Origin of the sequence: Tabrizicola caldifontis (assembly GCF_004762095.1) — a bacterium.
Taxonomy (GTDB): Bacteria; Pseudomonadota; Alphaproteobacteria; order Rhodobacterales; family Rhodobacteraceae; genus Tabrizicola; species Tabrizicola caldifontis.
Window position 1 is genome coordinate 15,324 of record NZ_SIJH01000002.1, and the last position, 26,291, is coordinate 41,614.

At 67.3% G+C, this 26,291-nt stretch carries 26 protein-coding genes; 12 read left to right on the forward strand and 14 right to left on the reverse strand.

Going from position 1 to position 26,291, the window contains the following annotated elements; translation table 11 throughout:
• Positions 1-89: 89 nt before the first annotated feature.
• From EYB42_RS01665 to EYB42_RS01680, 4 genes are all read left to right on the forward strand, one after another.
• The gene (locus EYB42_RS01665) at positions 90-374 is read left to right on the forward strand and encodes a hypothetical protein (RefSeq protein WP_205909944.1); all 285 of its coding nucleotides are present in this window, start codon (positions 90-92) and stop codon (positions 372-374) included.
• 121 nt (positions 375-495) lie between these two features.
• Positions 496-1,359, forward strand: coding sequence for a 3-mercaptopyruvate sulfurtransferase (sseA, locus tag EYB42_RS01670; RefSeq protein WP_135447517.1), 864 nt, complete (start codon positions 496-498; stop codon positions 1,357-1,359).
• A 48-nt stretch (positions 1,360-1,407) separates the two neighbouring features.
• Positions 1,408-2,583: an amino acid aminotransferase gene (locus EYB42_RS01675; RefSeq protein ID WP_135447519.1), complete on the forward strand. Its 1,176-nt coding sequence runs from the start codon at positions 1,408-1,410 to the stop codon at positions 2,581-2,583.
• 6 nt (positions 2,584-2,589) lie between these two features.
• A complete protein-coding gene (locus tag EYB42_RS01680) occupies positions 2,590-3,471 on the forward strand; it encodes a DMT family transporter (RefSeq protein ID WP_135447521.1) in 882 nt (293 codons plus the stop codon).
• Here EYB42_RS01680 and EYB42_RS01685 read toward each other — a convergent pair.
• The 3 genes from EYB42_RS01685 to EYB42_RS01695 form a co-directional block, all read right to left on the reverse strand.
• Positions 3,449-4,333, reverse strand: a complete 885-nt coding sequence (locus EYB42_RS01685; protein WP_167850890.1) for a DMT family transporter — start codon at positions 4,331-4,333, stop codon at positions 3,449-3,451. The two genes, EYB42_RS01680 and EYB42_RS01685, sit on opposite strands and share 23 nt — an antisense overlap.
• A gap of 210 nt (positions 4,334-4,543) precedes the next feature.
• Entirely contained in the window at positions 4,544-5,911 is a 1,368-nt protein-coding gene (locus tag EYB42_RS01690) for an ammonium transporter (RefSeq protein WP_135447525.1), read from the reverse strand.
• A gap of 28 nt (positions 5,912-5,939) precedes the next feature.
• Positions 5,940-6,278 carry a P-II family nitrogen regulator gene (locus EYB42_RS01695; protein ID WP_135447527.1) on the reverse strand — a complete coding sequence of 113 codons (339 nt, stop codon included), beginning with the start codon at positions 6,276-6,278 and terminating at the stop codon, positions 5,940-5,942.
• A 284-nt stretch (positions 6,279-6,562) separates the two neighbouring features.
• On the opposite strand from EYB42_RS01695, the gene EYB42_RS01700 reads away from it, so the two are divergent.
• On the forward strand, positions 6,563-8,926 hold the full coding sequence (locus tag EYB42_RS01700) for a transglycosylase domain-containing protein (RefSeq protein ID WP_205909945.1): 2,364 nt from the start codon (positions 6,563-6,565) through the stop codon (positions 8,924-8,926).
• A gap of 31 nt (positions 8,927-8,957) precedes the next feature.
• On the opposite strand, the gene EYB42_RS01705 is transcribed toward EYB42_RS01700, so the two are convergent.
• Together EYB42_RS01705 and EYB42_RS01710 are read right to left on the reverse strand one after the other, a co-directional pair.
• Positions 8,958-9,566 (reverse strand): MlaC/ttg2D family ABC transporter substrate-binding protein, encoded by a 609-nt coding sequence (locus EYB42_RS01705; RefSeq protein ID WP_135447529.1) that lies wholly within the window; start codon positions 9,564-9,566, stop codon positions 8,958-8,960.
• Complete coding sequence (locus EYB42_RS01710; protein ID WP_240783930.1) at positions 9,556-10,287, reverse strand: MlaA family lipoprotein; 732 nt, start codon at positions 10,285-10,287, stop codon at positions 9,556-9,558. The genes EYB42_RS01705 and EYB42_RS01710 overlap by 11 nt, the downstream gene beginning before the upstream one ends.
• Before the next feature lie 187 nt (positions 10,288-10,474).
• Here EYB42_RS01710 and EYB42_RS01715 point away from each other — a divergent pair, with 187 nt between their 5' ends.
• A complete protein-coding gene (locus tag EYB42_RS01715) occupies positions 10,475-12,226 on the forward strand; it encodes a type I secretion system permease/ATPase (protein ID WP_135447533.1) in 1,752 nt (583 codons plus the stop codon).
• A complete protein-coding gene (locus EYB42_RS01720) occupies positions 12,223-13,521 on the forward strand; it encodes an HlyD family type I secretion periplasmic adaptor subunit (RefSeq protein ID WP_167850891.1) in 1,299 nt (432 codons plus the stop codon). Before EYB42_RS01715 ends, EYB42_RS01720 begins: the two co-directional genes overlap by 4 nt.
• 37 nt (positions 13,522-13,558) lie before the next feature.
• Here the strand turns inward: EYB42_RS01720 and EYB42_RS01725 are convergent, their stop codons facing one another.
• Positions 13,559-13,735, reverse strand: a complete 177-nt coding sequence (locus tag EYB42_RS01725; RefSeq protein WP_135447537.1) for a DUF1674 domain-containing protein — start codon at positions 13,733-13,735, stop codon at positions 13,559-13,561.
• 63 nt (positions 13,736-13,798) lie between these two features.
• Between EYB42_RS01725 and EYB42_RS01730 the strand changes: the two genes are divergently transcribed.
• Positions 13,799-15,034 (forward strand): RsmB/NOP family class I SAM-dependent RNA methyltransferase, encoded by a 1,236-nt coding sequence (locus EYB42_RS01730; RefSeq protein ID WP_135447539.1) that lies wholly within the window; start codon positions 13,799-13,801, stop codon positions 15,032-15,034.
• 89 nt (positions 15,035-15,123) lie between these two features.
• Here EYB42_RS01730 and EYB42_RS01735 read toward each other — a convergent pair whose 3' ends face one another.
• The 5 genes from EYB42_RS01735 to EYB42_RS01755 form a co-directional block, all read right to left on the reverse strand.
• The gene (locus EYB42_RS01735; RefSeq protein ID WP_135447541.1) at positions 15,124-15,864 is read right to left on the reverse strand and encodes an SDR family NAD(P)-dependent oxidoreductase; all 741 of its coding nucleotides are present in this window, start codon (positions 15,862-15,864) and stop codon (positions 15,124-15,126) included.
• Positions 15,861-16,454 carry a DUF3833 domain-containing protein gene (locus EYB42_RS01740; protein WP_135447543.1) on the reverse strand — a complete coding sequence of 198 codons (594 nt, stop codon included), beginning with the start codon at positions 16,452-16,454 and terminating at the stop codon, positions 15,861-15,863. Before EYB42_RS01740 ends, EYB42_RS01735 begins: the two co-directional genes overlap by 4 nt.
• Positions 16,451-17,695 (reverse strand): MFS transporter, encoded by a 1,245-nt coding sequence (locus EYB42_RS01745; RefSeq protein WP_135447545.1) that lies wholly within the window; start codon positions 17,693-17,695, stop codon positions 16,451-16,453. The genes EYB42_RS01740 and EYB42_RS01745 overlap by 4 nt, the downstream gene beginning before the upstream one ends.
• 127 nt (positions 17,696-17,822) lie before the next feature.
• Positions 17,823-18,572, reverse strand: coding sequence for a DUF1365 domain-containing protein (locus EYB42_RS01750; RefSeq protein WP_135447975.1), 750 nt, complete (start codon positions 18,570-18,572; stop codon positions 17,823-17,825).
• The gene (locus tag EYB42_RS01755) at positions 18,572-19,867 is read right to left on the reverse strand and encodes an NAD(P)/FAD-dependent oxidoreductase (RefSeq protein ID WP_135447549.1); all 1,296 of its coding nucleotides are present in this window, start codon (positions 19,865-19,867) and stop codon (positions 18,572-18,574) included. The genes EYB42_RS01750 and EYB42_RS01755 overlap by 1 nt, the downstream gene beginning before the upstream one ends.
• 285 nt (positions 19,868-20,152) lie before the next feature.
• Here EYB42_RS01755 and EYB42_RS01760 point away from each other — a divergent pair, with 285 nt between their 5' ends.
• Together EYB42_RS01760 and EYB42_RS01765 are read left to right on the forward strand one after the other, a co-directional pair.
• Positions 20,153-20,698 (forward strand): sigma-70 family RNA polymerase sigma factor, encoded by a 546-nt coding sequence (locus EYB42_RS01760; RefSeq protein ID WP_394346478.1) that lies wholly within the window; start codon positions 20,153-20,155, stop codon positions 20,696-20,698.
• A gap of 13 nt (positions 20,699-20,711) precedes the next feature.
• Positions 20,712-21,356, forward strand: a complete 645-nt coding sequence (locus EYB42_RS01765; protein ID WP_135447551.1) for a ChrR family anti-sigma-E factor — start codon at positions 20,712-20,714, stop codon at positions 21,354-21,356.
• Here EYB42_RS01765 and EYB42_RS01770 read toward each other — a convergent pair.
• The 3 genes from EYB42_RS01770 to mutL are packed head-to-tail and all read right to left on the reverse strand — an operon-like array spanning position 21,353 to position 24,872.
• The gene (locus EYB42_RS01770; RefSeq protein WP_135447552.1) at positions 21,353-21,877 is read right to left on the reverse strand and encodes a HutD/Ves family protein; all 525 of its coding nucleotides are present in this window, start codon (positions 21,875-21,877) and stop codon (positions 21,353-21,355) included. The two genes, EYB42_RS01765 and EYB42_RS01770, sit on opposite strands and share 4 nt — an antisense overlap.
• Positions 21,874-23,034: a DNA recombination protein RmuC gene (locus tag EYB42_RS01775; RefSeq protein WP_135447555.1), complete on the reverse strand. Its 1,161-nt coding sequence runs from the start codon at positions 23,032-23,034 to the stop codon at positions 21,874-21,876. Before EYB42_RS01775 ends, EYB42_RS01770 begins: the two co-directional genes overlap by 4 nt.
• On the reverse strand, positions 23,031-24,872 hold the full coding sequence (gene mutL, locus EYB42_RS01780; RefSeq protein ID WP_135447558.1) for a DNA mismatch repair endonuclease MutL: 1,842 nt from the start codon (positions 24,870-24,872) through the stop codon (positions 23,031-23,033). The genes EYB42_RS01775 and mutL overlap by 4 nt, the downstream gene beginning before the upstream one ends.
• A gap of 116 nt (positions 24,873-24,988) precedes the next feature.
• Between mutL and EYB42_RS01785 the strand changes: the two genes are divergently transcribed.
• Together EYB42_RS01785 and EYB42_RS01790 are read left to right on the forward strand one after the other, a co-directional pair.
• Positions 24,989-25,966, forward strand: a complete 978-nt coding sequence (locus EYB42_RS01785; protein ID WP_135447560.1) for a sodium-dependent bicarbonate transport family permease — start codon at positions 24,989-24,991, stop codon at positions 25,964-25,966.
• 1 nt (position 25,967) lies between these two features.
• Positions 25,968-26,276 (forward strand): P-II family nitrogen regulator, encoded by a 309-nt coding sequence (locus EYB42_RS01790; RefSeq protein WP_135447562.1) that lies wholly within the window; start codon positions 25,968-25,970, stop codon positions 26,274-26,276.
• The last annotated feature ends 15 nt before the right edge of the window (positions 26,277-26,291 follow it).

A 26,291-nucleotide genomic window follows, 5' to 3' on the forward strand; every position in this document is an offset into this window, starting at 1 on the left:
ACCATTTGCCGACCGGACAGCAAATCCGGGGTCGTCCGGACGCCCTTCCCGGGCCCACCGGACCAGAGGGAAGGGCTGTGGTCATGGGAATGGAACTGATCATCCAGATCATCGCGGGTCTGATCGGCGGAAATGCCGCAGGCGCCGGGCTAAAGAACCTCAGCCTGGGCACCGCAGGCAATTCGATCACCGGAGCCGTGGGTGGCGGTCTGGGCGGGGTAATCCTTGCAATGCTGGGCGGCGACGGCGCGGCCGCGGATGCGGCGAAAAGCCTGGACCTGAATGCCATCATACAGTCGGTGGCCGGCGGCGGTGTCGGGGGTGCGGTGCTGACGGCAATCCTTGGCGCGATCAGGAAGGCGCTGGTGAAGTAAGACGACTGGCACAGGCGCCAGGGGACGCCCGCCCCGTGCCGTACCGCTGTGCCTGTCCGGTGTGCTTGCGTCCGGGGGCCACCCGCGGGTATATGCGGCTGACCCTACGGGAGGCCCCCAGATGACCCCATCGCCGCAGGACGACCCCAGGACGCTGGTCTCGACCGACTGGCTGGCCAAACACCTGCGCGACCCCGACCTGCGGGTTCTGGACGCCAGCTGGTATCTGCCCGATGCCGGGCGGGATGCGAAGGCCGAATATCAGGCCGCCCACATCCCCGGTGCGCGCTTCTTCGACATCGACGAGATTTCCGACCAGCGCTCCAGCCTGCCACACATGGCGCCTCCGCCCGAAAAGTTCATCAGCCGGATGCGGGCGATGGGCGTGGGCGACGGGCATCAGGTTGTGGTCTATGACGGTGCCGGCATCTTCAGTGCGGCACGTGTCTGGTGGACGTTCCGGCTGATGGGCAAGACCGATGTGGCCGTGCTGGACGGCGGCTTCCCCAAATGGCGCGCCGAGGGCCGCGAGATCGAGGACATGCCGCCGGTGATACGCGACCGGCACATGACGGTTTCCCGCCAGAACCATCTGGTCAAGGATGTGACCCAGGTCGCCCATGCGGCAAAGCTGGGCGAGGCGGAAATCCTGGATGCCCGATCGGCCGCGCGCTTTCGGGGCGAGGCACCGGAACCCCGCCCCGGCCTTAGGTCGGGGCATATTCCGGGGTCCAGGAACATCCCCTTTACCGAGGTGCTGAACACTGATGGCACGATGAAGACGCCGGCCGAACTGAAGGCCCTGTTCGAAGCTGCGGGGGTGGACCTGACCAAACCCGCGATCACCACCTGCGGCTCGGGTGTCACGGCTGCGATCCTGAGCCTGGCGCTGGAACGGATCGGACATCGCAACCACGCGCTCTATGATGGCTCCTGGGCCGAATGGGGCATGTATGACGACCTGCGGGTGGCAACCGGGCCCTAGGTCCGGCGCCCCGCGCCACCCTGTCCGTAGCTTTCGCCGGAGTTTCCCATGCTTGAATCCCTGTCCCCCCAGCCGCAGGACAAGATCCTGCAACTGATTGCCATGTTCCGCGACGACCCCAGGACGACGAAGATCGACCTTGGCGTTGGCGTGTACAAGGACGCGAACGGCCTTACCCCGGTGATGCGCGCCGTCAAGGCGGCCGAGAAAAGGCTGTGGGAGACCGAGACGACAAAGACCTATACGGCCCTTGCCGGCGACCCAGCCTACAACGCCGCCATGGTGGGGATGATCCTCGGGCAGGGCTTTGCCGACCGCGCGGCCAGTGTCGCGACCCCCGGCGGCACCGGCGCGATCCGGCAGGTGCTGGAACTGATCCGCATGGCCAACCCCAAGGCCCGCGTCTGGATGAGCGCGCCGACCTGGCCGAACCATCCGTCGATCGTGAAATACCTCGGCATGACGGGGGTTGAGTATCGCTATCTCGATGTCGCCACATCGGGCATCGACTTTGCCGGACTGATGGCCGACCTCGAGGGCGTGGCGGCGGGCGATGCCGTCCTGTTGCACGGCTGCTGCCACAATCCGACAGGTGCGAACCTGGATGCCGGGCAATGGGACCAGGTGATCGCGCTTCTGCAACGGAAGGGCGCGGTACCTTTCGTTGACCTTGCCTATCAGGGGTTCGGTGACGGGCTGGAACAGGATGCGGCGGCAACCCGCAAGATCGCCGCGGCCTTCCCCGAAGTGCTGATCGCCGCCTCGTGCAGCAAGAACTTCGGCATCTACCGCGAACGCACCGGCATCCTGATCGCGCTGACATCAGCCGACCGCAAGGCTGTGGTGCAGGGCAACCTGAACTTCCTGAACCGGCAGAATTACAGCTTCCCGCCCGACCACGGCGCGCGTGTGGTGACGATGATCCTGGAAGATGCGGCCCTGACCGCCGACTGGATGGCGGAACTGGAAGAGGTGCGGCAGAACATGCTGGACCTTCGCAGGCAGCTGGCCGACGAGTTGCGCCGCGCCACAAATTCCGGGCGGTTCGACTTCGTGGCGCAACACCGGGGCATGTTCAGCCGGCTTGGCCTGACCGAGGCGCAGGTCGCCCGCCTGCGGGAAGAGCATGGCATCTACATGGTCAGCGACAGCCGGATCAACATTGCCGGTCTGAACGCGCATACCGTGCCGGTACTGGCCGCGGCGATCGCACAGGTGATCTGACGCATCATGCTTGCCGTCGTGCTTTCACTTGCGGCGGCGGCGTGCTTCGCGCTGTCGGCGATGCAGATCGACAGCCTGACAGGCCGGGTGGGCGCGCTGCAACTGGCGCGCTGGCAGATGACGATGGCCTTCGGGATGACTGCCGCCGCCTCGCTGGCCCTTGGCGGATGGCGCACGGTCGGGCTGGAGCAGTTCGCCTGGCTGGCGGGATCGTCTGTCGTGGGGATCATGCTGGCCACCGTCTGCTTCGTCGCCACGATCCAGCTTCTGGGCGCGCGGCTGAATGCACTGGTCTTCACGCTTTCGGCGCCTTTCGCGCTGATCATGGGCTATGCGTTCCGGGGCGAGACGGTGAACCTGCTGCAAGGTGCCGGGGTCGGGCTGATCCTGGCGGGAATCGTGCTGGCTATCCTCGGTCCCGGCGGACGCGAAGGCGCGCGCGGGCAGGGCGCGCTGGCGCTTGGGCTGGGGCTGGGTGTGATCACCGCGCTTGGCCAGGCGGGCGGCAGCCTTCTGGCCCGCCCGGCGATGCTGGCGGGGGTCGAGCCCTTCACGGCGATGGCGATCCGGTCCGGGCTAGGGGCGGCGTTCTTCCTGGCCCTGCTGGCGCTGCCGCCGCTGCGGCCAGCGGCTTGGCCTGCAATGCCAGAGGTGCGGCGGATCGGGGCCTCGGCCTTCTCGGGGATGTTCCTGGGCATGTCGCTGCTGATGGCCGCGCTGGCACACGGCGATGTGGGGATCGTGACGACGCTTTCCTCGACCACGCCGATCCTGATCCTGCCGATGGTCTGGGTTGTTTCCCGCCGCGTACCGGCCCCCATGGCCTGGCTTGGGGCTGCGCTGGCCGTGGCAGGGACGGCGCTGATCACGCTGGGCCAGACGGCCTGACCCGCGCCGCTTTCCACGCGGCCAGCAGGCCCGCGGCGGCGATCGCGCCCATGCCGGCAAAGCCGTACAGGTCCGGCAGCTGCCCGAAGACCAGCCAGCCCAGCACCGTGGCAAAGGCGACGTGCAGGTAGTTGACCGGCGCCAGGACGGCTGCCGGCGCCTCGCGGTAGGCGCTGGTGAACATCAGGTGGCCCAGCGTCGCAAGCGCCCCCAGTGCCAGCATCAGCGCAGCATCGACCGGGCCGGGCAGCGGCCCGGCGCCCAGCAGCGGAACCAGCATCAGGAAGACTACCGCTCCGACAAGAGCGGTGTGGACCATCAGCGCCATCGTGGTCTCGGTGCGGGTCAGGATGCGGGTCAGCAGGTGGTAGCCCGTGGCCAGGGTCGCATTGGCCAGCGCCAGCGCCACGCCCCAGGGGTCAAGGCCGCCGCCCGGCCGCGCGATCAGCAGAACGCCGGAAAAGCCGAGGGCCGCGGCGACCCAGCCGGCGGTGCTGACGCGCTCGCCGAGAACGGGGCCAGAGGCCAGCATCAACAGGACCGGTGTGATGTAGATGATCGCCACTGTCTCGGCCACCGGCATGATGCGCAGCGCCAGAAGCATGGTGATCGAGGCCATCGCAAGGCAGAGGCCCCGCAGGATCACCAGGCCGGTCCGACGCGTCCGCCACAGGGCCGCACCATGCCGCGGGACCATGACGGCAGCAACCAGCGCAAGGTTCACGGTATAGCGTGCGGCAAGGATAAGCATGGTGGTGTAAAGGGCGGCAAGATGCTTGCCCAACGCATCGGCCAGAGCGAACAGGAAGGTCGCGGCGATCACCAGAACCGCGCCTTTCAACAGAGTGCCTTCGCGGTCCATGCGGGAAATCCTTCGACGGGCGGACACTAGACTGGCCATGCGACAGAGGGAAGGCGCATCGACGGGGTGCCCGACGGTGTCGGCAGACTGCGGAAGAGGCCGCCGACATGAACCCTGCAATGGAAATGGCCCGCGGGGGGAGGAACCCGCGGGCCGACGTGACCTTTGGCGGCAAACCGGGAGGAGGCGGCCCGCCGCCGGGTCGTCTGTTTACGAATGGTAGGCCTGCTCGCCGTGGCTGGTGAGGTCAAGGCCCTGCCGCTCGGTGTCGTTGTCCACGCGCAGGCCCATGGTCATGTCCACCAGCTTGAAGGCGATGAAGGACACGACGCCCGACCAGACGATGGTAATCAGCACGCCCTCGATCTGGATCCAGAGCTGGGCCATCATCGCATAGTCGTCGCCCTTGACCCCGCCGAAGGCCGCGGCCGAGAAGACGCCGGTCAGCACAGCGCCGACGATCCCGGCGACGCCGTGGATGCCGAACACGTCCAGGCTGTCGTCATACTTCAGCTTCAGCTTCACCACGGTGACGAAGAAGTAGCTGGCCAGCGTCGCAAGCACACCCAGCAGGATCGCCCCCATCGGGCCGATGGTGCCGCAGGCCGGGGTGACAGCGACAAGCCCGGTGATCATGCCCGAGGCCGCGCCCAGCATCGAGGCCTTGCCGCGCGCCATGCCCTCGATCGCACACCAGGCCAGCGTCGCCGCTGCGGTGCAGATGAAGGTGTTGATCATCGCCAGCGCCGCGCCGCCATTGGCTTCGAGGTTGGAGCCGACGTTGAAGCCGAACCAGCCGACCCACAGCATCGAGGCGCCGATCATGGTCATGACCATGGAATGCGGGGCCATGTTGTCCTTGCCGTAACCGATGCGCGGTCCGATCACGATGGCGCCGACCAAGGCGGCGATCCCGGCGTTGATGTGCACCACCGTGCCGCCGGCGAAGTCGATCGCACCCTTGCCGTAGAGATAGCCGCTGGCATCCCAGACCATGTGCGCGATCGGGAAGTAGGAGAAGGTGCCCCAGAGGACCGAGAAGGCCAGGACCGACTTGAATTTGACCCGTTCCGCGAAAGCGCCGATCACTAGCGCAGGGGTGATTGCGGCAAAGGTCATCTGGAAGGCGATGAACAGGTATTCCGGGATGACGTAGCCTTCCGAGAAGGTCGCCGCCATGCTGTCGGCGGTGACGCCCGAAAGGAACAGCTTGCCGGTGCCGCCCCACCAGGGCGAGGTCGAGCCGCCGAAGGCGAAGGAATAGCCGTAGATCACCCAGACAAGCATCATGACGCAGGCGATGGCCGTGGTCTGCATCAGTATCGACAGCATGTTCTTCGACCGCACGAGGCCACCGTAAAACAGCGCAAGACCCGGCAGCGTCATGAACAGGACGAGGACGGTCGAGATCATCATCCAGCTGACGTCGCCCTTGTCCATGACCGGGACGACTTCGGCTGCGACCTCGGCGGCGGCCTCGGTCGCCTCGACCGTGGCCTCCTGCGCCCAGGCGGGCAGGCTGGCCAGAAGCGCGGCAGACAGCGCGCCGAGGCCTGCGAATTTCGATTGCATCTTCATGTCAGGTGTTTCCCCTTTTCCCCGCCGATCACAGCGCGTCGTCATTGGTTTCGCCGGTGCGCACCCGCACCGCCTGTTCCACGTCGAGGACGAAAATCTTTCCGTCGCCGATCTTGCCGGTCTTTGCGGTCTTCTGGATGGTCGCGACCACCTGGTCGGCCAGCGCGTCCGAGACCACGATCTCCAGCCGGACCTTCGGAACGAAGTTCACCGCGTATTCCGCGCCGCGGTAGATTTCGGTATGGCCCGACTGGCTGCCGAACCCCTTGATCTCGGTCACCATCATGCCGCGCACGCCGATGGCGGTCAGCGCCTCGCGGACCTCCTCCAGCTTGAACGGCTTGATTGCTGCAATGATGAGCTTCACGTTCTTCCCCTTCTGTCTTTTGGCAGGCACCTCAGGGCACGGGACCCTCGTCACGGATCAGGCGGACGAATGACGTGACAGCACAAGGAAACGGCTGAAGTCCTGCCGCCGTTTTCCAAAGGATTTGCACAATTTTTGCACTTACGAATTGTCTTGCACAAATTTTGGGCGGCAATCATACGCGAATCGTCCCGCGCCCGACTTCGCTTTCCGGCGGAACGGGATTATGTTCCCGCTCAAACGGGCCAAGATAACCGGCCCATGTCACAAGTGGCTGAGCAGGCATGGCACCAGGAAACCGGGGGCGTCGCCCCCTTGTCGCAGACCGACGCTATCCGCCCGCATCGCGCGCCGGTTCCTCTGCCGGCGGGCCGAAGAAGCCTGCGAAACCGTCGCGGCGCACGGCGCGGCAACCCGGCAGACCCCGGCGGCAGCATGGGCTGATCGTCGGGTTCTTCCTGCTGGTTTGGCGCGTGATCTGGGGCATCGCCTGGCGCACCACGGCCATCGGGGCACTGATCCTGGGCGCGGTCGTGTGGTATTTTCACGCCCAGCTTCCCCCGGTGACCGAACTGGTCGACGGCCGCGCGCGAGGTTCGGTCACCATGCTGGACAACAGGGGCGAGGTCTTCGCCTGGCGCGGCGAGACCTTCGGCGGCATGATCACTGCCGGAAGCGTCGCCAAGGTGCTGCATGATGCCGTGGTTGCCACCGAGGACCGGCGCTTCTACTGGCATCTCGGCATCTCGCCCCGGGGCATTGCCAGCGCGATCCGCATCAACCTTTCCGAAGGCCGCGGGCCGTTCGAGGGCAACGGCGGTTCGACCATCACCCAGCAGACGGCAAAGCTGCTGTGCCTGGGCGTGAAATGGGATCCGGCCGTCTGGAAGACAGAAGCCGATTACGAACGCGACTGCCGCCGCGGCGGGATCTGGCGCAAGATCAAGGAAGTGCCCTTCGCCCTGGCCATGGAGCTGAAATACTCCAAGGAAGAAATCCTGACGATCTACCTGAACCGCGCCTATCTGGGCGCGGGCACCCGCGGGTTCGAGGCTGCGGCGCAGCGCTATTTCGGCAAGTCGGCCAAGGATGTCTCGGCCGCAGAGGCGGCGATGCTGGCGGGTCTGCTCAAGGCACCCTCGACGTTTGCGCCGACCAGCAACATGGAACGCGCGCGCAGCCGGGCGAACGTCGTGATCGGCCTGATGGAGGAGCAGGGCTACCTGACCAAGGCCGAAGCCGACGAAGCGCGGCGCAATCCTGCGCAGCTGTCGGCGGCGGCGCGGCAGCGGTCGGGCGGTTACTTCGCCGACTGGGTGATGGAAACCACGCCCGACTATCTGGCCCGCGACACGACCGAAGACGTGATCATCGAGACGACGCTCGACCAGAAGATGCAGAAGCAGGCCGAAGAGGCCCTGGCCTGGGTTTTCGAGAACAAGGTCAAGGCGGGGTCGAAGGCGCAGGCCGCCATCGTGGTGATGGGCGCGGACGGTGCGGTGCGGGCCATGGTGGGCGGGCGAAACATCCCCAATGCGGGCGACTTCAACCGCGCGACGCAGGCCCTGCGGCAGACAGGATCGACCTTCAAGCCCTTCGTCTATGCCGTGGCGCTGGACCTGGGCTACAGCCCCTTCGACTATGTCGAGGACGTGCCGCTGACGATCAACATTCCCGGCTCGGGCCCGTGGACGCCACAGAACTACGACAGGAAGTTCAAGGGCACGATTACCCTGACCCAGGCGCTGGCCGAAAGCCGCAACATCCCGGCCGTTCGGGTGTCCGAGGCGGTGGGACGCGACCTCGTCCGGCAGGTTGCGACGGAATTCGGTGTGGCACAGAACCTGGCACCCGGCCCGGCGCTTGCGCTGGGGGCATCGGAATCGACGCTGATCGAGATGACGGCGGCCTTCGCCGGAATCCTGAACGGGGGGTCGGCGGTAACGCCCTACGGCCTGAAGTCACTGAAACTGAAGGGAGAAAACGAGGAACTCTTCGGTGCGGGCGGCGGGATCGGCGAGCGCGTCATTTCCGAAAAGGCCGCGCGCGAACTGACCTACATGATGACCGAGGTGCTGAAGTCTGGCACCGGCACCCGAGCGCGGCTGAAGGATCGCGAGGCCGCGGGCAAGACCGGCACCACGAACTCGGCCCGCGATGCCTGGTTCGTAGGCTTCACGGCGGATTACGTCGTGGGGGTCTGGATGGGCTATGACGACAACTCGCCGCTGACGGGGGTCACGGGCGGAGGACTGCCGGCCGAGATCTGGCACGAGGTCATGGTGCGGATCAACGAGGGCGTACCGCCGAAGCCGCTGATCACCGAAGCGCCCGACACCACCTACATGCCGATCGACCCAAGCACTACCGAAGGTGCGATCGTGCCCGAGGACGTGCCCTATTTCGACGACCCGAATGCACCTGTGTTCAACGGTCAATCCTACCAGGCACCGTTGCCCGAGGCCTATTATGCCCCCCTGCCCGACCCCGGCGCGCTCCCCCCGCCCGAGGCCTATACGGCACCGCTGCCCGAAGCCTACACCGCACCGCTGCCCGAGGCCTACGTCCAGCCGGTGCCGGACTGGCCGGCAGAGCAGGACCTGGCCGACCAGATCCTGCAGGAAGTGCTGGGTACGGTGGGGAACTAGCCCGACGGCTGCCGCAGGCACCCGGGCGTCGTCAGAGCCTGGACATGTCGGCGATCAGCCGGTCAAGGTCGCCGCGCCGCTGGTCGAGCATCGCGCCGATTTCCGTGCGCTCGCTGGCCAGCATGTTCACACCCTCGATGATGATGTTGAAGAACAGGCTCTTGCCCGACCGGTCGCTGACATGCCAGCGCACCTCGAACGGTGCTTCGCCCTTCAGATAGGCGGTCGAGATCACCTCGTAGAAGCTCTTCACCGCCTTGGCGCCGGTCACCTCGATCCGCCCGCCGATGAATTCACGGAAGCGGCGGCCGTATTTGCGGCTGATGTAGCCCTGGAAGGCCTTGGTGAAGGCGGCGATCTGCACCTGCGAAGCCTGACGCGCCGCCGGGCCAAGGGCCGATCGCGCGATGGCGGGCACATCTGCATAGCGGGCGAACAGCTTTTCGAATTCGCGCAGCATCGCGCTTTCGGACTTGCCCGAATTGATGATGGCGTTGATGTCGGCCACGGTCTTGTCAACCAGGCTGCGCGCCTGCTCTACCGTCAGTGCCGATGCCTGACGCGGCAGGGCAGCCAGGGCCAGACCGGAGGCAAGGCCCAGCGTCAGGGTGCGGCGGTTCAGAAGCAGGTCATTCGGCATATGGATCCTCGTAAGGGTCGATGAAGTCGTCATCACCGCCCACAGCGCCTGCCCCCCGGCCAAGCTGGAATCGGCGGTTCTGCAGATACAGCAGCCGTGCCTGGGCGTAACTGTCTGCGCTTTCATATAGGATCGATTCGACCGTGTTCGAGAAGCGGTTGCGGTCACCAAGGCGTGAGAAAAGCTTCAGAAGCGTCGCGGCATTCGCCTCGCGCGGGGGGACGGCCAGGCGGACCGGGTTCAGCGCAAGATCGACCAGGGTGCCGACCGTGTCTCGCGTGGTCGAAGGCCCGGTAAAGGGCAGTTCCAGATAGGCCCCCTCGCCCATGCCCCAGACATGCAGCGTCTCGCCGAAGTCGGTAGGCTTCTGCGGCAGGCCAAGAGCAGTGGCCGCATCAAAAAGCCCCCCGACCCCCATCGTCAGGTTGGTCGCAAGCCGCAGCGTGTTGGTGGCCGCATTGGCAATGCGGCCTTGCAGCAGATTGTTCATTATGTCGCCCGGCAGATCCAGCGTGCGTGCGACATTGCCCACCACGCGCTGAGCCGGTTCGGGCACCACGCTGCCATAGCCCCTGGAGGCAGGCCCGACCAGCGCCTCGTCAAGTCTGCGGTTGAAATCGTGCACCTTGCGGTTCGTGGCCTCGTAGGGGTCATTGATCCCCTCTGCCGGCGGGGGAGCGCCGCAGGCCGCCAGCAGACCAAACGCAATGCTGGCAAGCAAGATCCGGGCGGAGCGCCCTGATATCAACGAATTGTTCAGACCCATACCCTTACCGTTCGGCCACCTGAAGTGCTTAGCTTAGCGTCATGCCGCGGTTGGCAAGGGATAAGCCCACGGATTGCCGAACACAACGCGGAAGCATGATCCCTGTGCAGCGCATGGCGGGATGATGCCAAGGAATGCGACAATGCCGCCACCCCGCGACGCCGCGACCGATGCCCGCACCGGACTGGCGGAAATTGCCGCCGCCCGCTCGCCGCTGCGCGCGGCCCTTGTGCTGGCCTTCGTCTTTTCGGGCCTCGTCAACCTGCTGCTTCTCACCGCGCCGCTGTACATGCTGCAGGTCTATGACCGTGTGTTGACCTCGCGGTCGGAAGAGACGCTTGTCACGCTGTCACTGCTGGCGGCGGTGCTGTTTCTGGTCATGGGGCTGCTTGACCATGCCAGGTCAAGGATCCTCGCGCGGATCGGCGCGCGGATGCAGACGGTGCTGGATGGGCGCGTGCATCAGGCCGGGATTGACCGTGCCGTGCGGGTGCCGGGCGACATGGCCGCGCCGGCTGCGACGCGCGATCTCGACTCGGTGCTGCGGCTCTGGACATCACCCATACTGCCGGCTCTGTTCGATGCGCCATGGACGCCACTGTTTCTGGTGGCGATCTTCATCCTGCACCCGCTGCTCGGCTGGCTGGCCCTGGCCGGGGGCGCTGCGCTGGTTCTGATCGCATGGATCAACCAGCGCACGACCGAAGCCACGTTGCACAGGGCCGGCGCGGCAGCCCTTGCCGCCGAACGCGAGGTGCAGACCCAGGCGGCCGAGGCCGGGTTGCTGCGCGCCCTGGGCATGCTGCGGGCGGCGCAGACCCGATGGCGAACCCTGCGCGACAGGGCGCTGATCGAAGGGCTTGCCGCTGCGGACATCGGGGGGCGGTGGTCCGTCGTGACGCGGACCTTCCGGCTGTTCCTGCAATCGGCGATGCTGGGGCTGGCAGCCTGGCTTGTCCTGCATGACAAGGTGACAGCCGGGGCCATGCTTGCGGCGCCGCTTCTGATGGGGCGGGCCCTGCTTCCGCTCGAGCAGGCCATCGCCCACTGGCCTGCCCTCACCCGTGCACGACAGGCACGGGCCAGGCTGGGCCAGCTGCTGACCGCCGAACCGGCGCGCGCCTTGCGCACCGCCCTGCCCCGCCCAAGAGCCGTGGTCGAGGTGCGCGGGCTTGGCGTCCGCCCGTCCGCAGCCGCGCGTCCCATCCTGCATGGGGTGAGTTTCACGCTGAAGCCCGGTCAGGCGCTGGGTGTGATCGGCCCCTCGGGTGCGGGCAAGACGGTGCTGGCGCGGGCACTGGTCGGGGCCCTTGTCCCGGATACAGGCGAGATCCGGCTGGATGGTGCGGGATTCGACCAGTTCGGGCCAGATGGTCCTGGGCCGCTCGTCGGCTATCTGCCGCAACGCGTCAGCCTGTTCGACGGCACCATCGCGACGAACATTGCCCGCCTGGATCCCGATGCCCCGGCCGAACGCATCGTTGCCGCCGCCCGCGCCGCTGCCGCGCACGAGATGATCCTATCGCTGCCCGAAGGTTACGACACCCGCGTCAGCGCGCCCGGAACGCCCCTGTCGGGCGGGCAGATCCAGAGGATCGGCCTGGCCCGTGCGCTTTATGGCGATCCGGTCCTTCTGGTGCTGGACGAGCCCAATGCCCATCTGGACAGTGACGGCGCGCTGGCCCTGAACCGGGCGGTGGGCGAGGCCAAGGCAGCAGGGGCGGCGGTCGCCATCATGGCGCATCGGCCAGCGGTCCTGCAGGAATGCGATCTTCTGATGGTGCTGAAACAGGGGGCCGTCGCCGCCTTTGGCCCCCGCGACAGCGTCCTGCGCGATCAGGTCGGCAATGCGGGGGTCATCAGCCGCAGCCTGGGCCTGGGAATCGCGGGATGACGACGGCCAACCTTTCCGTCCGCGGCCCGGCAGTGTTTGGCCTTCTTGCGACGGCCATGCTGGTTCTGGGCCTTGGCCTGTGGGCGGCGACGGCCACGCTGTCTGGTGCCGTCGTCACCCGCGGCCGGGTCGAACCGGATCAGGGTCGCCTGCCCGTCCAGCATCCCGATGGCGGCGTGGTGGCCGAGATTCGGGTAGCGGAAGGTGCGCAGGTATCGGCAGGCGAGGTGCTTCTGGTGCTGGACGGTGCTGCGCTGCGCCATGAACTTGCCGTGACAGACCTGCGACTGAACGAGCTTCTTGCCCACAGTGCCCGGCTACGCGCCGAACGCGACGGGCTGGACGCCGTGGAATTTCCGGCCGAGGTGAAGGCGCGTGCCGCAAACGACCCTGACCTTGCCGCCCGGATCGAAGGACAGCAGAAGCTGTTCGCAGCGCGCCGTGACACGCAGCGCGAAATGCAGGCACAGCTTGCCCAGCGGATCGTGCAGATCCGTGCCCAGATCGCGGGGCTGACTGCCCAGCGGCAGGCAGTTGACCTGCAGTTGCGCCTGATCGGAAAGGACCTGGCCGCGCAACAAGGCCTGTTCAAGCGCGGGCTTGTCCCGCAGGCGTCTATCCTGGCCCTGCAAAGGGAGAAGGCGCGACTGTCGGGTCAGGCAGGGGAATTGCAGGCAGCCCAGGCTGTCGCGGTAGGGCAGATCACCGAAATCGGCATCGAGGACACTGCCCTTGCCCTCCGTCGCAAGGAGGCCGCCGCAACCGAGCTGCGCGAGATCGAGCCCCTGGTCCTGGAACTACAGACCCGTCGGGCGGCCCTTGCAGAACGTATCGCCCGGCTGGACATCCGGGCGCCGGTGTCTGGCAGGGTCATGGGCCTTGTCCTGTCAGCCCCCGGCGAGGTGCTCCGCGCGGCAGAAACGGCGCTTGTGATCGTTCCGGAAGGCCGCCCTCTGGTGGTCACGGCAGGAATCGCCGCGACCGACATTGACGATATCGCACCGGGCCAACGCGCCGATCTTGCCTTTCCGGGCCTGGCGGGGCGCGACTCGCCCCGGCTTGCCGGAAGGGTCATACTGGTCTCACCCGATGCGGTGACCGACCAGTCGACCGGGGCAGCCCGTTTCCTTGTCCGGGTCGAGATTGCGCCGCAGGAACTGGCGCGGCTGGGCGATCGCAGGCTGGTTCCGGGGATGCCGGTGGACGTCTTCCTTGCCACCCGCGCCCGAACGCCGCTGACCTATCTGATCGAGCCATTCAGCGCCTATTTCCGCCGCGCGCTGCGTGAAAGCTAGCGCCAAGGCAGGCCCCGGGGCGCCCGTGTCCGTCGGGTCAGAAGTCGATGGCGAGGCCCTTTCTTTCCCAGTCGCCATAGCGCACGGGCTCTGGCCCGTCGCGTCCACCGAACTCCGGGGGGAGGGGCGCTCTGGCTTCGGCCGCCTTGCGGCGCTCTTCCGCCTCGGCAAGGGCGCGGCGGGCGGCGGGGGGAAGCACTTCGGGTTCGGCCATGGCGGGTTTCCTTGTCCTGCGCGTTGATATACGGCGCAAGCCTTAGGCAGCAAGGGGCGGATCATGGCCGAAGGCGTGGCGGCACGGGCGGCAGCGGTGGACATCCTGGGCGGCGTCCTTGGCGAGGGCCGGATGCTGGCAGAGTTCGCCGGCGTCGACCTGATGCCCTCCGACCGGGCCCGGGCGCTGCGGCTGGCAGAAACAGTGCTGCGCCACCTGGAGCCTGCCGACCGCGTGCTGGACCGGCATCTGAGCAAGTCGCCTCCCCTGCCGGTGCGCAACGTCCTGCGGCTGGCAGTGGTAGAACGCGCGATGGGCGCGCCGGCGCATGGCGTGGTCAACGCGGCGGTCGAGATCGTGCGCAAGGGCAGGCGGACCCGGCACCTTGCCGGGCTGGTGAATGCCGTGCTGCGCGCCCTGCCCGAGGACGGGATGTTCGACGGCCTGCCGCCGCAGCGACTGCCGCGCTGGCTGCGCCAGCCCCTGGTCCATGCCTGGGGTCGTGAGGCGGTAGGTGCGATCGAGGCGGTGCAGGCCGGGGAACCCCCGCTGGATCTGACGCTGCGGCCCGGCTTCCCCGCGCCCGCGGGCGAGGTTCTGCCGACCGGCAGCCTGCGGCTGACCTCGGCCGGACAGGTTTCGGCCCTGCCGGGCTATGCAGCCGGCGGCTGGTGGGTACAGGATGCCGCCGCCGCCCTTCCTGCCCGGCTGCTGGCAGCACGCCCCGGCGAGCGGGTGCTGGATCTTTGCGCCGCACCCGGGGGAAAGACGCTGCAACTGGCGGCGGCAGGGGCCGAGGTGACGGCGCTGGACATTTCCGAGCCGCGCATGGCCAGGCTGCGGGCGAACCTGGCGCGGACCGGGCTTTCGGCACGCGTGGTTGTGGCCGATGCGCTGCACTGGCAGCCGGATGGGATATTCGACGCGATCCTGCTGGATGCACCCTGTTCGGCGACGGGCACGATCCGGCGGCACCCCGACCTGCCCTTCGTCAAGGACGGGTCAGAGGTGGCGGGACTGGTGGCCTTGCAGGCGCAGCTTCTGGACCGGGCGCTGGGCTGGCTGAAGCCTGGCGGCCGGCTGGTCTTCGCCACCTGCTCGCTTCTGCCGGAGGAGGGCGAGCGACAGCTTTCCGCGGCCCTGGCACGGCACCCGGAGCTGGCGGTGGAACGCGTGGAGCTTTCCGGGGTCGAAACCCGGTGGTGGACAGCAGAGGGCGGCCTGCGCCTGCGGCCCGATTACTGGGTCGAGCTCGGCGGGATGGACGGATTCTTCATGGCGCGGTTGCGCCGGGGCTAAGCCCCCGCAACGCGACCGCCCGGGGCACACCCCGGGGCCCTTGGATATTCTTGCAGAGAGGTGGGACTGATCCGGGAGAGCTGCCCGGTTCAGCCTTTCGGCGGGAACATGCGATAGTAAAGCCAGTCGGGCAGGAACTGGCCGCCGCGGAAGACCCAGCTGAACAGCGTGGGGAAACTGACCTTGAAACGGTCCGATTGCATGTGGCGGAACATGATTTCGGCCGCCTCGTCGGGTTCCATGATGAAGGGCATGGCGAAGTCGTTCTTTGCCGTCAGCCGGGTGCGGATGAAGCCGGGGTTCGCCAGCTGCACCTTGACGCCGGTCTTGCGCAGATCGGCATAAAGCGATTCCGCCAGGACCATTGTCCCGGCCTTTGACGCGGCGTAGCCAATGGCGCCGGGCAGGCCGCGAAAACCCGAAAGCGACCCTGTGATGACGATATGGCCGCGACCCTTCGCCACCATTCCCGGCAGAACCGCCCCGACGGCACGGACGCAGCCAGTGAAATTGATGTCGGCCATCGCCTCGGCGGCCGTGGCGTCCCAGTCCTGTGCGCGCATCGGCCAGTAGACCCCAGCCAGGAAGACCATGCCATCCACGGCGCCCAACTGCGCGGCGGCGGCGGTCACGCTGGCCGAAGATCCAACATCGACCGGCAGCGCGGTCGCCTTGCCCGGCAAGCTGGCCACGGCTTCTGCCAGCGCCTCGGCATTGCGGGCCGACAGGATCAGATCTGCCCCGGCGGCGGAAAGCTTCCGGGCCAGCGAAAGGCCCAGCCCTTCCGAGGCCCCCACCAGCCAGTAGCGTTTCCCAAGGAAGGATCTCATTCCGCTGCGGCCAGGTCGACACGCTGGCTGGCTGCGGGCACACGGCGCATGGTGGCGACCAGCTCGGCCACCTTGATCCCGAACTTGCGAAACTGCGAACGGTTGATGATGGTGCCGTTCTCCATCAGGTACATCCAGTCGGTCACGTCCAGCACATGTCCGCCCGCCTCGGGCGTGAGGCGGATGCGGTAGCGCAGCATGACGCCCGGCCCCTCGGCCCGGCCACGGCCAAGGCCCACCACATCGGCGGCGGTTGCGGTGATCTCGCCGGAATTGCCCAGCGCCAGGGTCCAGGCCCGGCGCTGGATGGTGCCGCTGTCATAGCGGAAAACCTCGGACAATGTGCCAGTGTTGCCCTGCCATGTCCCTTCCATGTCCGCAACAAAGCGCGAGGCGACGCGGCCGGAGGGGCCGAAGATCACGCCTTCGCACTGTATCGGGCCCGAAAGGTGCTGGCGCAGGTCGAAGCGGGGCCCAAGACCGGCATAGTCCGACGGCGACTGCGCGTGGAAGCTGGCATAGCGGCTGCGGATCCCGATCACGAGGATGACGATCAGGGCTCCGAGCAGGGCGGCAAAGATCTCGGTCACGGGGCGTCCTTGGTGGGCGGCAGGGGTGTAAGGGCGAGCAGCGCGATGGCTGTCATCTTCAATACGCAAGGCAGGCCTGCGTAGATCAGTGTCAGTGTCCAGATCGCCTGGGGCGGATTGTCGGTTCCAGGGCGAAAGCCGGCGGCGTCGAGCGCGGGCAGGATCGTCAGGGCAGCCAGGGCAAGGGACAGTTTCGAAACGAAGGACCACAGGCCGAAGGCAGCGGCTGCGGGCCTGCCGGTGCGGGCAAGGCGTTGGGCGAAGATCGCAGGCAGAAGCGTCAGGTCGGCGCCGAGCGCCGCGCCGGACGCGGCACAGATCAGCGCGAAGGGGATCAGGTCGCCGGGGCCGAGGGCGATGGCCCAGAGGAAGGAAAGCACGGCCAGCGCCATGGCGGAAAGGAGGACTGGCCGGGTGGAATGGCGGCGGGCAAGCAGGCTCCATGCCGGGGTGGACAGGGCGGCCGCGAGGAAGAAGAGCAGAAGCAGCGGGCCTTCCCAGCCGGGCAGGACAAGGCGGCTTTCGACGAAGAACAGGAACAGGGTGGAGGTGACGGCGACGGGCGAGGCGTTCAGAAGCGCGACCAGCAGCAGACGGCGTGCAAGGGGGTCGGCAAGCACTGGCCGGAAAAGCGCGAACGGGCCGGGCGTGGGCGCAGGTGGCGCCCCCTGCCATTCGGGGCGCATGGCAAGGGTTGCGACAAGGGCCAGGATGGCGAAAAGGATGGCAAAAAGGGTAAAGGGGGCGCCGGTCAGCGGCATCAGGGCCACGGGGGCCACCGCAGCAAGACAGACACCCAGAAGCGAGCCGCCCTCGCGCCAGGCGGCAAGACGGACATGGCCTTGCGGGCCAAGCGTTTCGGCCTTTGCCACGCCTTCGGCGTAGAAGCAGATCGTCAGGAAGGAAAAGGCGCTGAACAGTGCGGTCAGGCACAGGGCGAACCAGATGAGCGGCGCGATGGGCGGGGGAACGGCGAAAAGGGCGATCATCCCGGCGGCCATGACGGCTGTGGCAAGTGCCACGCCTGCACGGCGACGGGGCCGGGTGGCCTGCGCCAGCCAGCCAAGGGCAGGATCCTGCACCACGTCGATCAGGCGCAACGCGGCGAGTGTGAACCCGAGCGATGCCAGCGAAACACCGTAGCTGTCGACGTAGTATTTCGGCGCGTGAATGTAGATCGGCAGGCCTGCCATGGCGATCAGCGCCGCGAACAGCGACCACGCGGGAAGGCGGTCTGTCATCGCGAGGCATTCGCGCAGGGGTCAGCCATCTCGCGCAATCCCGCGCCGGGCTTGACCCGGGATCTCTTGCGTCCCTGTCGGCATGCGGGGGCTGCGCCGGCTCTGGGGTCGGGGCGGGGCTGCCCGATCATCGTGACACGTCTTCGGTGGGGGGCGCGGGGCGATGGTTGAAGTGGACCTTCTTCCACCAGAGCTTCAGCGCCTGCCAATGGATCAGCGCAAGCACCCGGCGCGAACCAAAGGGACGACGCAGCGCAGAAGCCAGGATGCCTGCGGTGGTCAGCGGCAGGCGGGGGCCGACCAGGTTTGTGAACAAGCCACCGCCGTCAGGGGCGGTATAGTCGATCCAGATTCCGATCCGATCCGGCCGGATATCGAAACGGAAGGAATAGGTTCCGGCCACGGGCTGGAAGGGCGAGACGTGAAAGATCTTCCGCGCAAGGATCGTGTCCTCACGGGTGATGGGGGCGCGGTCCTCGCGGTGGCAGAGGTAGGAATGACGGTCGCCGTAGGTGTTCGTTACCTCGGCAATCACCGCGCGCAGGTGGCCGAGGTGATCGTATGCCAGCCAGAAGGAAACCGGGTTGAACACGTGGCCCAAGAGGCGCGGCTGCGCGAGGAGGAGGACGCGGTCGTGGGCAAGGCCGTGCCCGGCCAGCACCTCGCGCGCCCAGGCGACTCCGCGCCCCTCGCCCGGTGCGCCGCCGTGGTCGGCATCATGAAGCGACATCAGGTTGCCGCGGTTACGGGAAAACAACGCCGGCCCTTCGTACCTTTCAGGGTCGAGCAGGAGGTAGTCTACCGAATAGCGGAAGGCGTTCTTCACCGGGCCCTTGCGGCCGTGGAAGGTTTCCGCCCGGATCCGCTGCACCCGCATCATGCCGCCAACCTCAGGCTTTGGCGTTCGGCCATCGCGTTGACGACATCGACAGCCGAGGCAAAGCCATCCTCGTGAAAGCCGTTACGCATCCACGCACCACAGAACCAGGTGTTGCGCGCGCCGTTCATCACCCGGATCCGTTCCTGCGCGGCGAAGGCGGCCACGTCGAACACCGGGTGATGGAAGGTGATTACATCGTGGATCAGATCATCCCGGATCGGCCGGGCGGTGTTCAGCGTCACGAACAGCGGATCATCCTGCGGGATCGGTTGCAGAGAGTTCATCCAGTAGGTCAGGTCGATGCGGTCGCCGGGCCCGGTCGCGGGTTCGACATACGACCAGGAAGCCCAGACCTTTTGCGATTTCGGCATCAGCGACGGGTCGGAATGCAGCACCGCCTCGTTCGGCTGATAGCGGATCGCGGCCAGTGCCTGCGTCTCGTGCGGGGTGGCGTCGGACAGAAGCCGCAGGGCCTGGTCGGAATGGCAGGCAAGCACCACGTCATCGAACAGCTCCCAATCGGCCCCCGACGCGCGGACAAGGACCGATCCCGCCTCGCGCCGGATACCGGCAACGGGCGCGCCGGTGCGGATGTCAACGCCCTGGGCAGTCATGGCGGCCTGCAGGCGGCGGACATATTCGATCGACCCACCCCTGACCGTATACCACTGGTGCTGCCCGGTATAGTCCATCAGCGCATGATTGCGGAAGAACCGCACCAGCGCCTGCGCCGGGAAGTTCAGGATGCCCGAGGTCGGGGTGGACCAGATCGCGCCCGAAAAGGGGGTGATGTAGTGGTCGCGGAACCAGGCCCCGGTGCCGAGGCGCCCAAGCAGTTCCCCTATGGTCATGGTGGGATCGCTGGCGACCGCTTCGGCGTTGCGGTTGAAATGCAGGATGTCGGCCAGCATGCGCAGGAAACGCGGGTCGAAGGCGTTCCGGCGCTGGGCAAAGATCGTGTCAAGCGATGCAAGACCGTATTCCAGCCGCCCTCCTCTGAACGAGGCACCGAAGGACATGTTGCTTTCAGTGACGGGCACGCCCAGCTGCTGGAACAGCCGCACCAGGTGGGGATAGTTCACCTTGTTGAACACGATGAAGCCGGTATCCACTGGCTGATCCCTGCGTTTGCCCGCAATCACCGTTCGCGCATGGCCGCCAAGGCGGGGTTCGGCTTCGTAAAGCACGACGGAATGGGTATCGGCCAGCATGTGTGCAGCAGCCATCCCCGCAATGCCCCCCCCGATGACAGCGATGCGGCGGGGGGCCTGGCCCAGGGTCTCGAACGGCATTCAGGGGACTTCCTTCAGTGGTTTTGTTGGCTTACGCGGCAGGCCCCCTGTCGGATCACCCTGACAGCGCGGAAAGCAGATTGTCAAACAGAGTTGACATGACACCCTTGACAGATTTCGGCCGCGCTCCAGATCGGCCTGACAAGTGATCCGTCCGGCAGCGTGGTGCGTAAGAGAACCATGATGCTTGACGCTTCAAGACCCGTTATGACGGAGCAAGCCGGTCAGCCGCAGCCCTCGGGGGCGGCTGGCGGGCAGGGATTGCCCCGCAGGAAGGAAAGGGTCTTGGCGCAGGCAGAGGATGGAACGGATTGGGCGGGCCTGATGCTTCGGGTGCGCGACTGTCAGGACCGGGCGGCCTTTGCGGCGCTGTTTCGGCACTTCGCCCCCAGGGTGAAGGCCTTCCTGATGAAGTCGGGCGCCGGTGCGGCGCTTGCCGAGGAATGCGCGCAGGATGTCATGGCGGTGCTGTGGCAGAAGGCGCATCTTTTCGACCCCGCGCGGGCGTCGGTGGCGACCTGGGTCTTCACCATCGCGCGGAACAAGCGGATCGACGCGCTGCGCAAGGATCGCCGCGCCGAGCCGGAGGAACTGGACTGGGGACCGGAGCCCGAGCCTGACCAGGCCGAGGTGATGGAAGCCCAGCAAGAGACGGAACGGCTGGGTCGCGCGCTTGCGGCACTGCCCGAAAAACAGCGCGCGCTGATCGAACGCGCCTTCTTCGGCGAGCTTTCGCACAGCGAGATCGCCGCCGAGACGGGGCTGCCCCTGGGCACGATCAAATCGCGCATCCGGCTGGCGCTGGAAAAGTTGCGCCAGCAGATGACGTGAAGGACCGAAGCGAATGAAGATACGCCACCATCTCTCGGACCAGCTGCTCATGGCCTATTCGGTCGGGCAACTGCCCGAGGCCTTCAACCTGGTCGTCGCCACCCATGTCTCGATGTGCGACGAATGCAGGGCGAGGCTTGCCTCGTTCGACGCGGTCGGCGGCGCGCTGATCGAGGAAATCGATGAGATCGCCATGGGCGAGGCCGCGCTGGAGGCGGCACTGGCGCGGATCGACGGCCTGCCGCAGGCGACACGCACCGAGCCGCTGAAGACGGCCGGGATCTTCCCGGCCCCCCTGGCGGATTATGTAGGCGGCGATCTTTCGGCGGTGCGGTGGCGGCGGATCGGCGGCGGGGTGAAACAGGCGATCCTGCCTACAGGGCGAAGCGCGACCGCCCGGCTGCTTTACATCCCCGCCGGGGTCGCCGTGCCGGACCACGGCCACAGGGGTATGGAACTGACGCTGGTCCTGCAGGGCGCATTCGCCGACGAGAACGACCGCTTCGACCGTGGCGACATAGAGATCGCCGACGAAGAGGTGGAACACACTCCGGTCGCTCTGGCCGGTGAGGATTGCATCTGCCTGGCTGCGACCGATGCGCCGTTGCGGTTCCGCGGGCTGGTTCCGCGCCTGGCTCAGCCGTTGTTCCGCATTTAGATGCCGGTCAGGCGGACCGCGATGACCGGCCAATCACCCTGCAACCGCGCCGCGCCGTCGGTTAGGACAAGGTCATCGCGGGCAATCGCTTCGCCATTCACCCGGACCGGACCAAGAGCATAAAGCGCCAGCAGCCCGCCCGCAGGCAGAAGATCGTTCTGTGCGGGCAGAACCTCGGGCCTGGGCAGAAGGCGCAAGGTCATGACGTTGAAATCGTCGGACTGCTGGCCCATGGTTTCGGTCGCCTGCAAGGGCACGTCGCCCGGGAACGCCACCGGCACCAGCGGCTCGCAGCGGAAATCAAGCCCCCCACCCTTCAGCCGGAAGCCGGGGCCCGAAAGTACGGTCAGATTCCGTTCGATGCCCGGAAAGACCGAGAAAGGCCCGTCCTCGACCACCGCTGCACGCGACAGCCGCACCAGAAGCTGACCGTCGCGTTCCAGCCGCCAAAGTTCGACGGTCGTGCCCCGCCCGTTCTTCCAGGGCTGGCGGACATAGTCGGTGGGGCGCAGGTGGATCATTCCGCCGCCCTCGGGCCGGCCACCCGGGCGGGGATGTCCGGGGCCAGTTCCTCGAAGTCGAAATTGTCCAGCCGTCGCGCGCGTTTCGTGGCCTTGTCGGAGGAGATCTTGATTTCCTCGATGTCCTTCGCCGCCTGGCCGAAATGGCGGTCGAGGTTTTCCACCCGCGCGCCCAGCCGTTCGACATCGGCGTAGAGGAGCGACAATTCCCGCCGGATCGCGCCAGCCTGTTCGCGCATCCGTGCGTCCTTCAGCACCGCCCGCATCGTGTTCAGCGTCGCCATGCAGGTGGTGGGCGAGACGATCCAGACCTTTGCCGCAAAGCCTTCGCGCACCAGGTCGGCGAAATTGGCGTGAAGCTCGGCATAGACGGCTTCCGAGGGCAGGAACATCAGCGCCCCGTCGGCGGTTTCGCCCTCCAGGATGTATTTCTCGGCGATGGCGCGGATATGGGCGCGGACGGCCTGGCGCATCAGCTGCTGGGCCTCTTGCGCCAAGCGAGGCGTGTCGGCACGGCGCAGCGCCTCGTAGGCTTCCAGCGGGAACTTGGCGTCGATCACGATGGGGCCGGGCGGGTTCGGCAGGTGGATCAGGCAGTCGGCGCGGCGGCCGTTGGAAAGCGTCGCCTGCATCGTGTAGGCGTCCTTCGGCAGGGCCTTCTGCACGATGTCGTGCAGCTGGATTTCCCCGAAGGCGCCGCGGGTCTGCTTGTTCGACAGGATGTCCTGCAAGCTCAGGACGTTGCCCGACAGCTTCTCGATGTTCGCCTGCGCCTTGTCGATGGTCTCCAACCGTTGCTGCAATTCACCCAGGCTGCGGGCGGTGCGGGTCGAGGTGCCGTGCAGCGCCTCGGTCATCTGGCGCTGCACCTCGGCCAGCCGCTGTTCCATGACCTGAAGCATCGCGCTCTGGCTGACGGCCTGCGCCTCCGAGACATGGTGTAGCCCGCCCGCCAGCCGTTCCTGCCCGTCTCCCAGGCTTTGCACCCGCGCGGCCAGCCAGGAGATCTCGCGCAGCAGCGGTTCGGTGGCCGACGAGGCCCGGGCCGTCGCGCGCAGGATCAGGACGAGAAGACCGAGCAGCAGCGCGGCAAGACCCCCGAGGATCAGCACCTCGGGGTCGTTCCATTGATAGCTCTGGCCGAACAGCGTGATCATCGGCGGCCGAACAGCCGTTCGATGTCGGCCAGCGACAGTTCCACATGGGTCGGCCGGCCGTGGTTGCACTGGCCCGAAAGCGGCGTCGCCTCCATCTCGCGCAGAAGGGCGTTCATCTCCTCAAGCCGCATCTGCCGGCCGGAACGGACCGAGCCATGGCAGGCCATCCGGCTGAGGATCGCGTCAATCCTGGCCCGGACCAGCCCGCTGTCGCCCTGATCGGCGAGTTCGTCCAGGATGTCGCGGACCAGCGCCGTGCCGTTCACCTGGCCAAGGATCGCCGGGGTTTCGCGGATCGCCACCGCCGCACCACCGAAGGGTTCGATCACAAGCCCGACCTCGGCCAGCGCCGGTGCGGCGTCCAGAAGGCGGGCGGCATCGGTGGGCGAAAGCTCGACGATCTCGGGGATCAGCAGCGGCTGGCTGCGGATCCCGGTTTCGGCCAGCTGGCGCTTCAGCCGTTCATAGACCAGCCGTTCGTGGGCGGCATGCTGATCGACGATGACGATGCCGGCCGCCGTCTGGGCGACGATGTAGTTTTCGTGCAGCTGGGCGCGGGCGGTGCCAAGGGGGTGGGCCTCTGGCGCCACGTCCTGCGCCTGCGGTTCTGCCTCGCGAAGAGCGGGTGCCAAGGCGGTGGCCTGGGGTGCCTCGGCAAATCCGTCGGGGGACTGGAAGGCGAAGGCGCGGGCGATGGCCGGCTGGCCGGGCCGGTCCATCTGCCAGACGCGCGGCTCGGGGCGGAAGGCGGCCAGCGTGGCCGCGCCCACTGTGGAGGAGGCGCGGTGCCCTGCCCCAGCCAGCGCCGATTTCAGCGCGGTGATGATCAGGCTGCGCGCGGCGTCGGGTTCGCGGAAGCGGACCTCGGCCTTGGCGGGGTGGACGTTCACGTCCACGCGCTGCGGGTCGGCGATCAGGTTCAGCACCGCCGCCGGGTGCCGGTCGCGCGACAGCACGTCGAAATAGGCGGCCCGCAGCGCCCCGAACAGCATCCGGTCCAGCACCGGGCGGCCGTTCACGAACAGGTATTGCTGCGCCGAGGAGCCGCGCGAATAGGTCGGCAGCGCGGCAAAGCCCCGCAGGCGCAGCCCCTCGCGCTCCGCGTCGATGCGCAGGGCGTTTTCCGTGAATTCGCGCCCGAGGATCCCGGCAAGCCGGCCTTCCAGCGCGTCGAACAGATCGCCCGATTGCGGATCGGCGCGGAACAGGGTCCTCGCCTCGCCCCCGGTCACGTCGCGCAGCGTGAAGCCCACCTGGGGTTCGGCCATGGCCAGGCGGCGGACGACCTCGGCCACCGCCTGCATCTCGGCCCGGTCGGAGCGCAGGAACTTCAGCCGCGCCGGGGTGGCGAAGAACAGGTCGCGCAGTTCGACCACCGTGCCGCGGGACAGCGCGGCGGGGCGGACAGGCGACAGGCGGCTACCCTCGCAGGCGATCTGTGCTGCGGGGTGGCCCTCGGCGCGGGAGGTGATGGTCAGCCGACCCACCGCGCCCAGGCTGGGCAGCGCCTCGCCCCGGAAGCCGAAGCTGCGGATGTCCAGCAGGTCCGATCCGTCGATCTTCGAGGTCGCATGACGCGACAGCGCCAGCGGCAGGTCATCCGCCGTCATGCCGCAGCCGTCGTCCGTGACCCGGATCAGCGTCTTGCCGCCGTCCGCTATGTCCACCTGGATGCGGCTGGCGCCTGCGTCCAGCGCGTTTTCCACCAGTTCCTTCACGGCCGAGGCGGGGCGTTCCACCACCTCGCCCGCCGCGATGCGGTTGATTGCTGCCTCGTCCAGTTGCCGGATCACCGGACGACCGGAAGCGCCCGTTATCTTGGGGGTGTGAAGCGTCATGCCCCCATCTGTAGCAGGCGGACCCGAGTCGGGGAAGAACGAAACCGGATTCCCGGATGGCAGGTCTTGCGCTTTTGCGGGCTTGCGTCATACCGGGCAAAAACGGGGGACGACCGATGCAGGACATGCTGGCGCTGGCAAGCGCCAACCTTCTGACACCGATGATCCTGTGCTTTGCGCTGGGGCTTTTCGCGGCCCTGGCGCGCAGCGAGCTGACCATCCCCGAGGCGGTGGCCAAGGGGATGTCGATCTACCTGCTGTTCTCGATCGGCTTCAAGGGCGGGGTCTCGGTGGCGGATCACGGGCTGGACGGACGGCTGCTTGCGGCGCTGGTCGCCGGCAGCGTGCTGTCCTTCGTCATTCCCTTCGCGGCCTTCGCGTTGTTGAAGGTGATGACCCGGCTTTCGGCCACGGATGCCGCCGCGGTTGCCGCGCATTACGGGTCGATCTCGATCGTCACCTTCGTCACGGCCGCGTCAGTGGTGCAAGGTGCGGGCCTGACCGCCGAAGGCTACATGGTCGCGGTCGCTGCGGCGATGGAGGCGCCGGCGATCATCTCGGCCCTCTTTCTTGCCAGCCGGTCGGGAGGGCGGGCCGAGAAGATGGATGCCGACCTCTGGCGCGAGATCCTGCTGAACGGGTCGATCGTCCTTCTGGTCGGATCCTTCCTGATTGGTCTGGTGACCGGCGAGCCCGGCATGGCGCGGATCGAGGCCTTCATCGTCGCGCCCTTCCAGGGGGTGCTGTGCCTGTTTCTCCTCGACATGGGGCTGGTGGCGGGCCGGGGGATGCGCAGCGCAAGGGGGGTTTTGACCGGTGGCGTGCTGGCCTTCGGCATGGTGATGCCGGTGGTCGGCGCCGGGTTCGGACTGGCGGCGGGGCTGCTGCTGGGGCTGTCCCAGGGCGGCGTCGCGCTGATGATGGTTCTGGCCGGTTCGGCCAGCTATATCGCGGTGCCGGCGGCGATGCGGGTGGCGCTGCCGGATGCCAAGCCATCGATCTATCTGACGCTTTCGCTGGGGGTGACATTTCCGTTCAACCTCGTGATCGGGATTCCGGCCTGGGTGGCCGTGGCGCAGGCTGTGGGGGGGTGACATGCAGACGCACAAGGCAAAGCGGGTCGAGATCATCATCGAGGCACCGATGGAGGGGCGGCTGACCTCGGCTTTGGAAAAGGCGGGGGTCACCGGATTCACGGTGCTGCCGGTGCTGGGCGGTTCGGGCCGGTCGGGGCGCTGGACGCGCGAGGGCCAGGTCGGCCGCAGCGGGATGGTGGCCGTCGTCTGCCTGATCCGGCCCGAGCGGCTGGACATCCTGCTGGAGGCCGCCTTCGGCGTGGTCGACCGGCACATCGGCGTGATCGGGGTCACGGACGCCGAGGTTCTGCGCGCCGAAAGGTTCTGACCCCGGCCTTCCGCG

Bases quoted from the DNA above. Each gene is read 5' to 3' on its own strand.
- EYB42_RS01665 (WP_205909944.1), top strand. From the start codon at position 90: ATGGAACTGATCATCCAGATCATCGCGGGTCTGATCGGCGGAAATGCC.
- sseA (WP_135447517.1), top strand. From the start codon at position 496: ATGACCCCATCGCCGCAGGACGACCCCAGGACGCTGGTCTCGACCGAC.
- EYB42_RS01675 (WP_135447519.1), top strand. From the start codon at position 1,408: ATGCTTGAATCCCTGTCCCCCCAGCCGCAGGACAAGATCCTGCAACTG.
- EYB42_RS01680 (WP_135447521.1), top strand. From the start codon at position 2,590: ATGCTTGCCGTCGTGCTTTCACTTGCGGCGGCGGCGTGCTTCGCGCTG.
- EYB42_RS01685 (WP_167850890.1), bottom strand. From the start codon at position 4,333: ATGGACCGCGAAGGCACTCTGTTGAAAGGCGCGGTTCTGGTGATCGCC.
- EYB42_RS01690 (WP_135447525.1), bottom strand. From the start codon at position 5,911: ATGAAGATGCAATCGAAATTCGCAGGCCTCGGCGCGCTGTCTGCCGCG.
- EYB42_RS01700 (WP_205909945.1), top strand. From the start codon at position 6,563: ATGGCACCAGGAAACCGGGGGCGTCGCCCCCTTGTCGCAGACCGACGC.
- EYB42_RS01705 (WP_135447529.1), bottom strand. From the start codon at position 9,566: ATGCCGAATGACCTGCTTCTGAACCGCCGCACCCTGACGCTGGGCCTT.
- EYB42_RS01715 (WP_135447533.1), top strand. From the start codon at position 10,475: ATGCCGCCACCCCGCGACGCCGCGACCGATGCCCGCACCGGACTGGCG.
- EYB42_RS01720 (WP_167850891.1), top strand. From the start codon at position 12,223: ATGACGACGGCCAACCTTTCCGTCCGCGGCCCGGCAGTGTTTGGCCTT.
- EYB42_RS01725 (WP_135447537.1), bottom strand. From the start codon at position 13,735: ATGGCCGAACCCGAAGTGCTTCCCCCCGCCGCCCGCCGCGCCCTTGCC.
- EYB42_RS01730 (WP_135447539.1), top strand. From the start codon at position 13,799: ATGGCCGAAGGCGTGGCGGCACGGGCGGCAGCGGTGGACATCCTGGGC.
- EYB42_RS01735 (WP_135447541.1), bottom strand. From the start codon at position 15,864: ATGAGATCCTTCCTTGGGAAACGCTACTGGCTGGTGGGGGCCTCGGAA.
- EYB42_RS01745 (WP_135447545.1), bottom strand. From the start codon at position 17,695: ATGACAGACCGCCTTCCCGCGTGGTCGCTGTTCGCGGCGCTGATCGCC.
- EYB42_RS01750 (WP_135447975.1), bottom strand. From the start codon at position 18,572: ATGCGGGTGCAGCGGATCCGGGCGGAAACCTTCCACGGCCGCAAGGGC.
- EYB42_RS01755 (WP_135447549.1), bottom strand. From the start codon at position 19,867: ATGCCGTTCGAGACCCTGGGCCAGGCCCCCCGCCGCATCGCTGTCATC.
- EYB42_RS01765 (WP_135447551.1), top strand. From the start codon at position 20,712: ATGAAGATACGCCACCATCTCTCGGACCAGCTGCTCATGGCCTATTCG.
- EYB42_RS01770 (WP_135447552.1), bottom strand. From the start codon at position 21,877: ATGATCCACCTGCGCCCCACCGACTATGTCCGCCAGCCCTGGAAGAAC.
- EYB42_RS01775 (WP_135447555.1), bottom strand. From the start codon at position 23,034: ATGATCACGCTGTTCGGCCAGAGCTATCAATGGAACGACCCCGAGGTG.
- mutL (WP_135447558.1), bottom strand. From the start codon at position 24,872: ATGACGCTTCACACCCCCAAGATAACGGGCGCTTCCGGTCGTCCGGTG.
- EYB42_RS01785 (WP_135447560.1), top strand. From the start codon at position 24,989: ATGCAGGACATGCTGGCGCTGGCAAGCGCCAACCTTCTGACACCGATG.
- EYB42_RS01790 (WP_135447562.1), top strand. From the start codon at position 25,968: ATGCAGACGCACAAGGCAAAGCGGGTCGAGATCATCATCGAGGCACCG.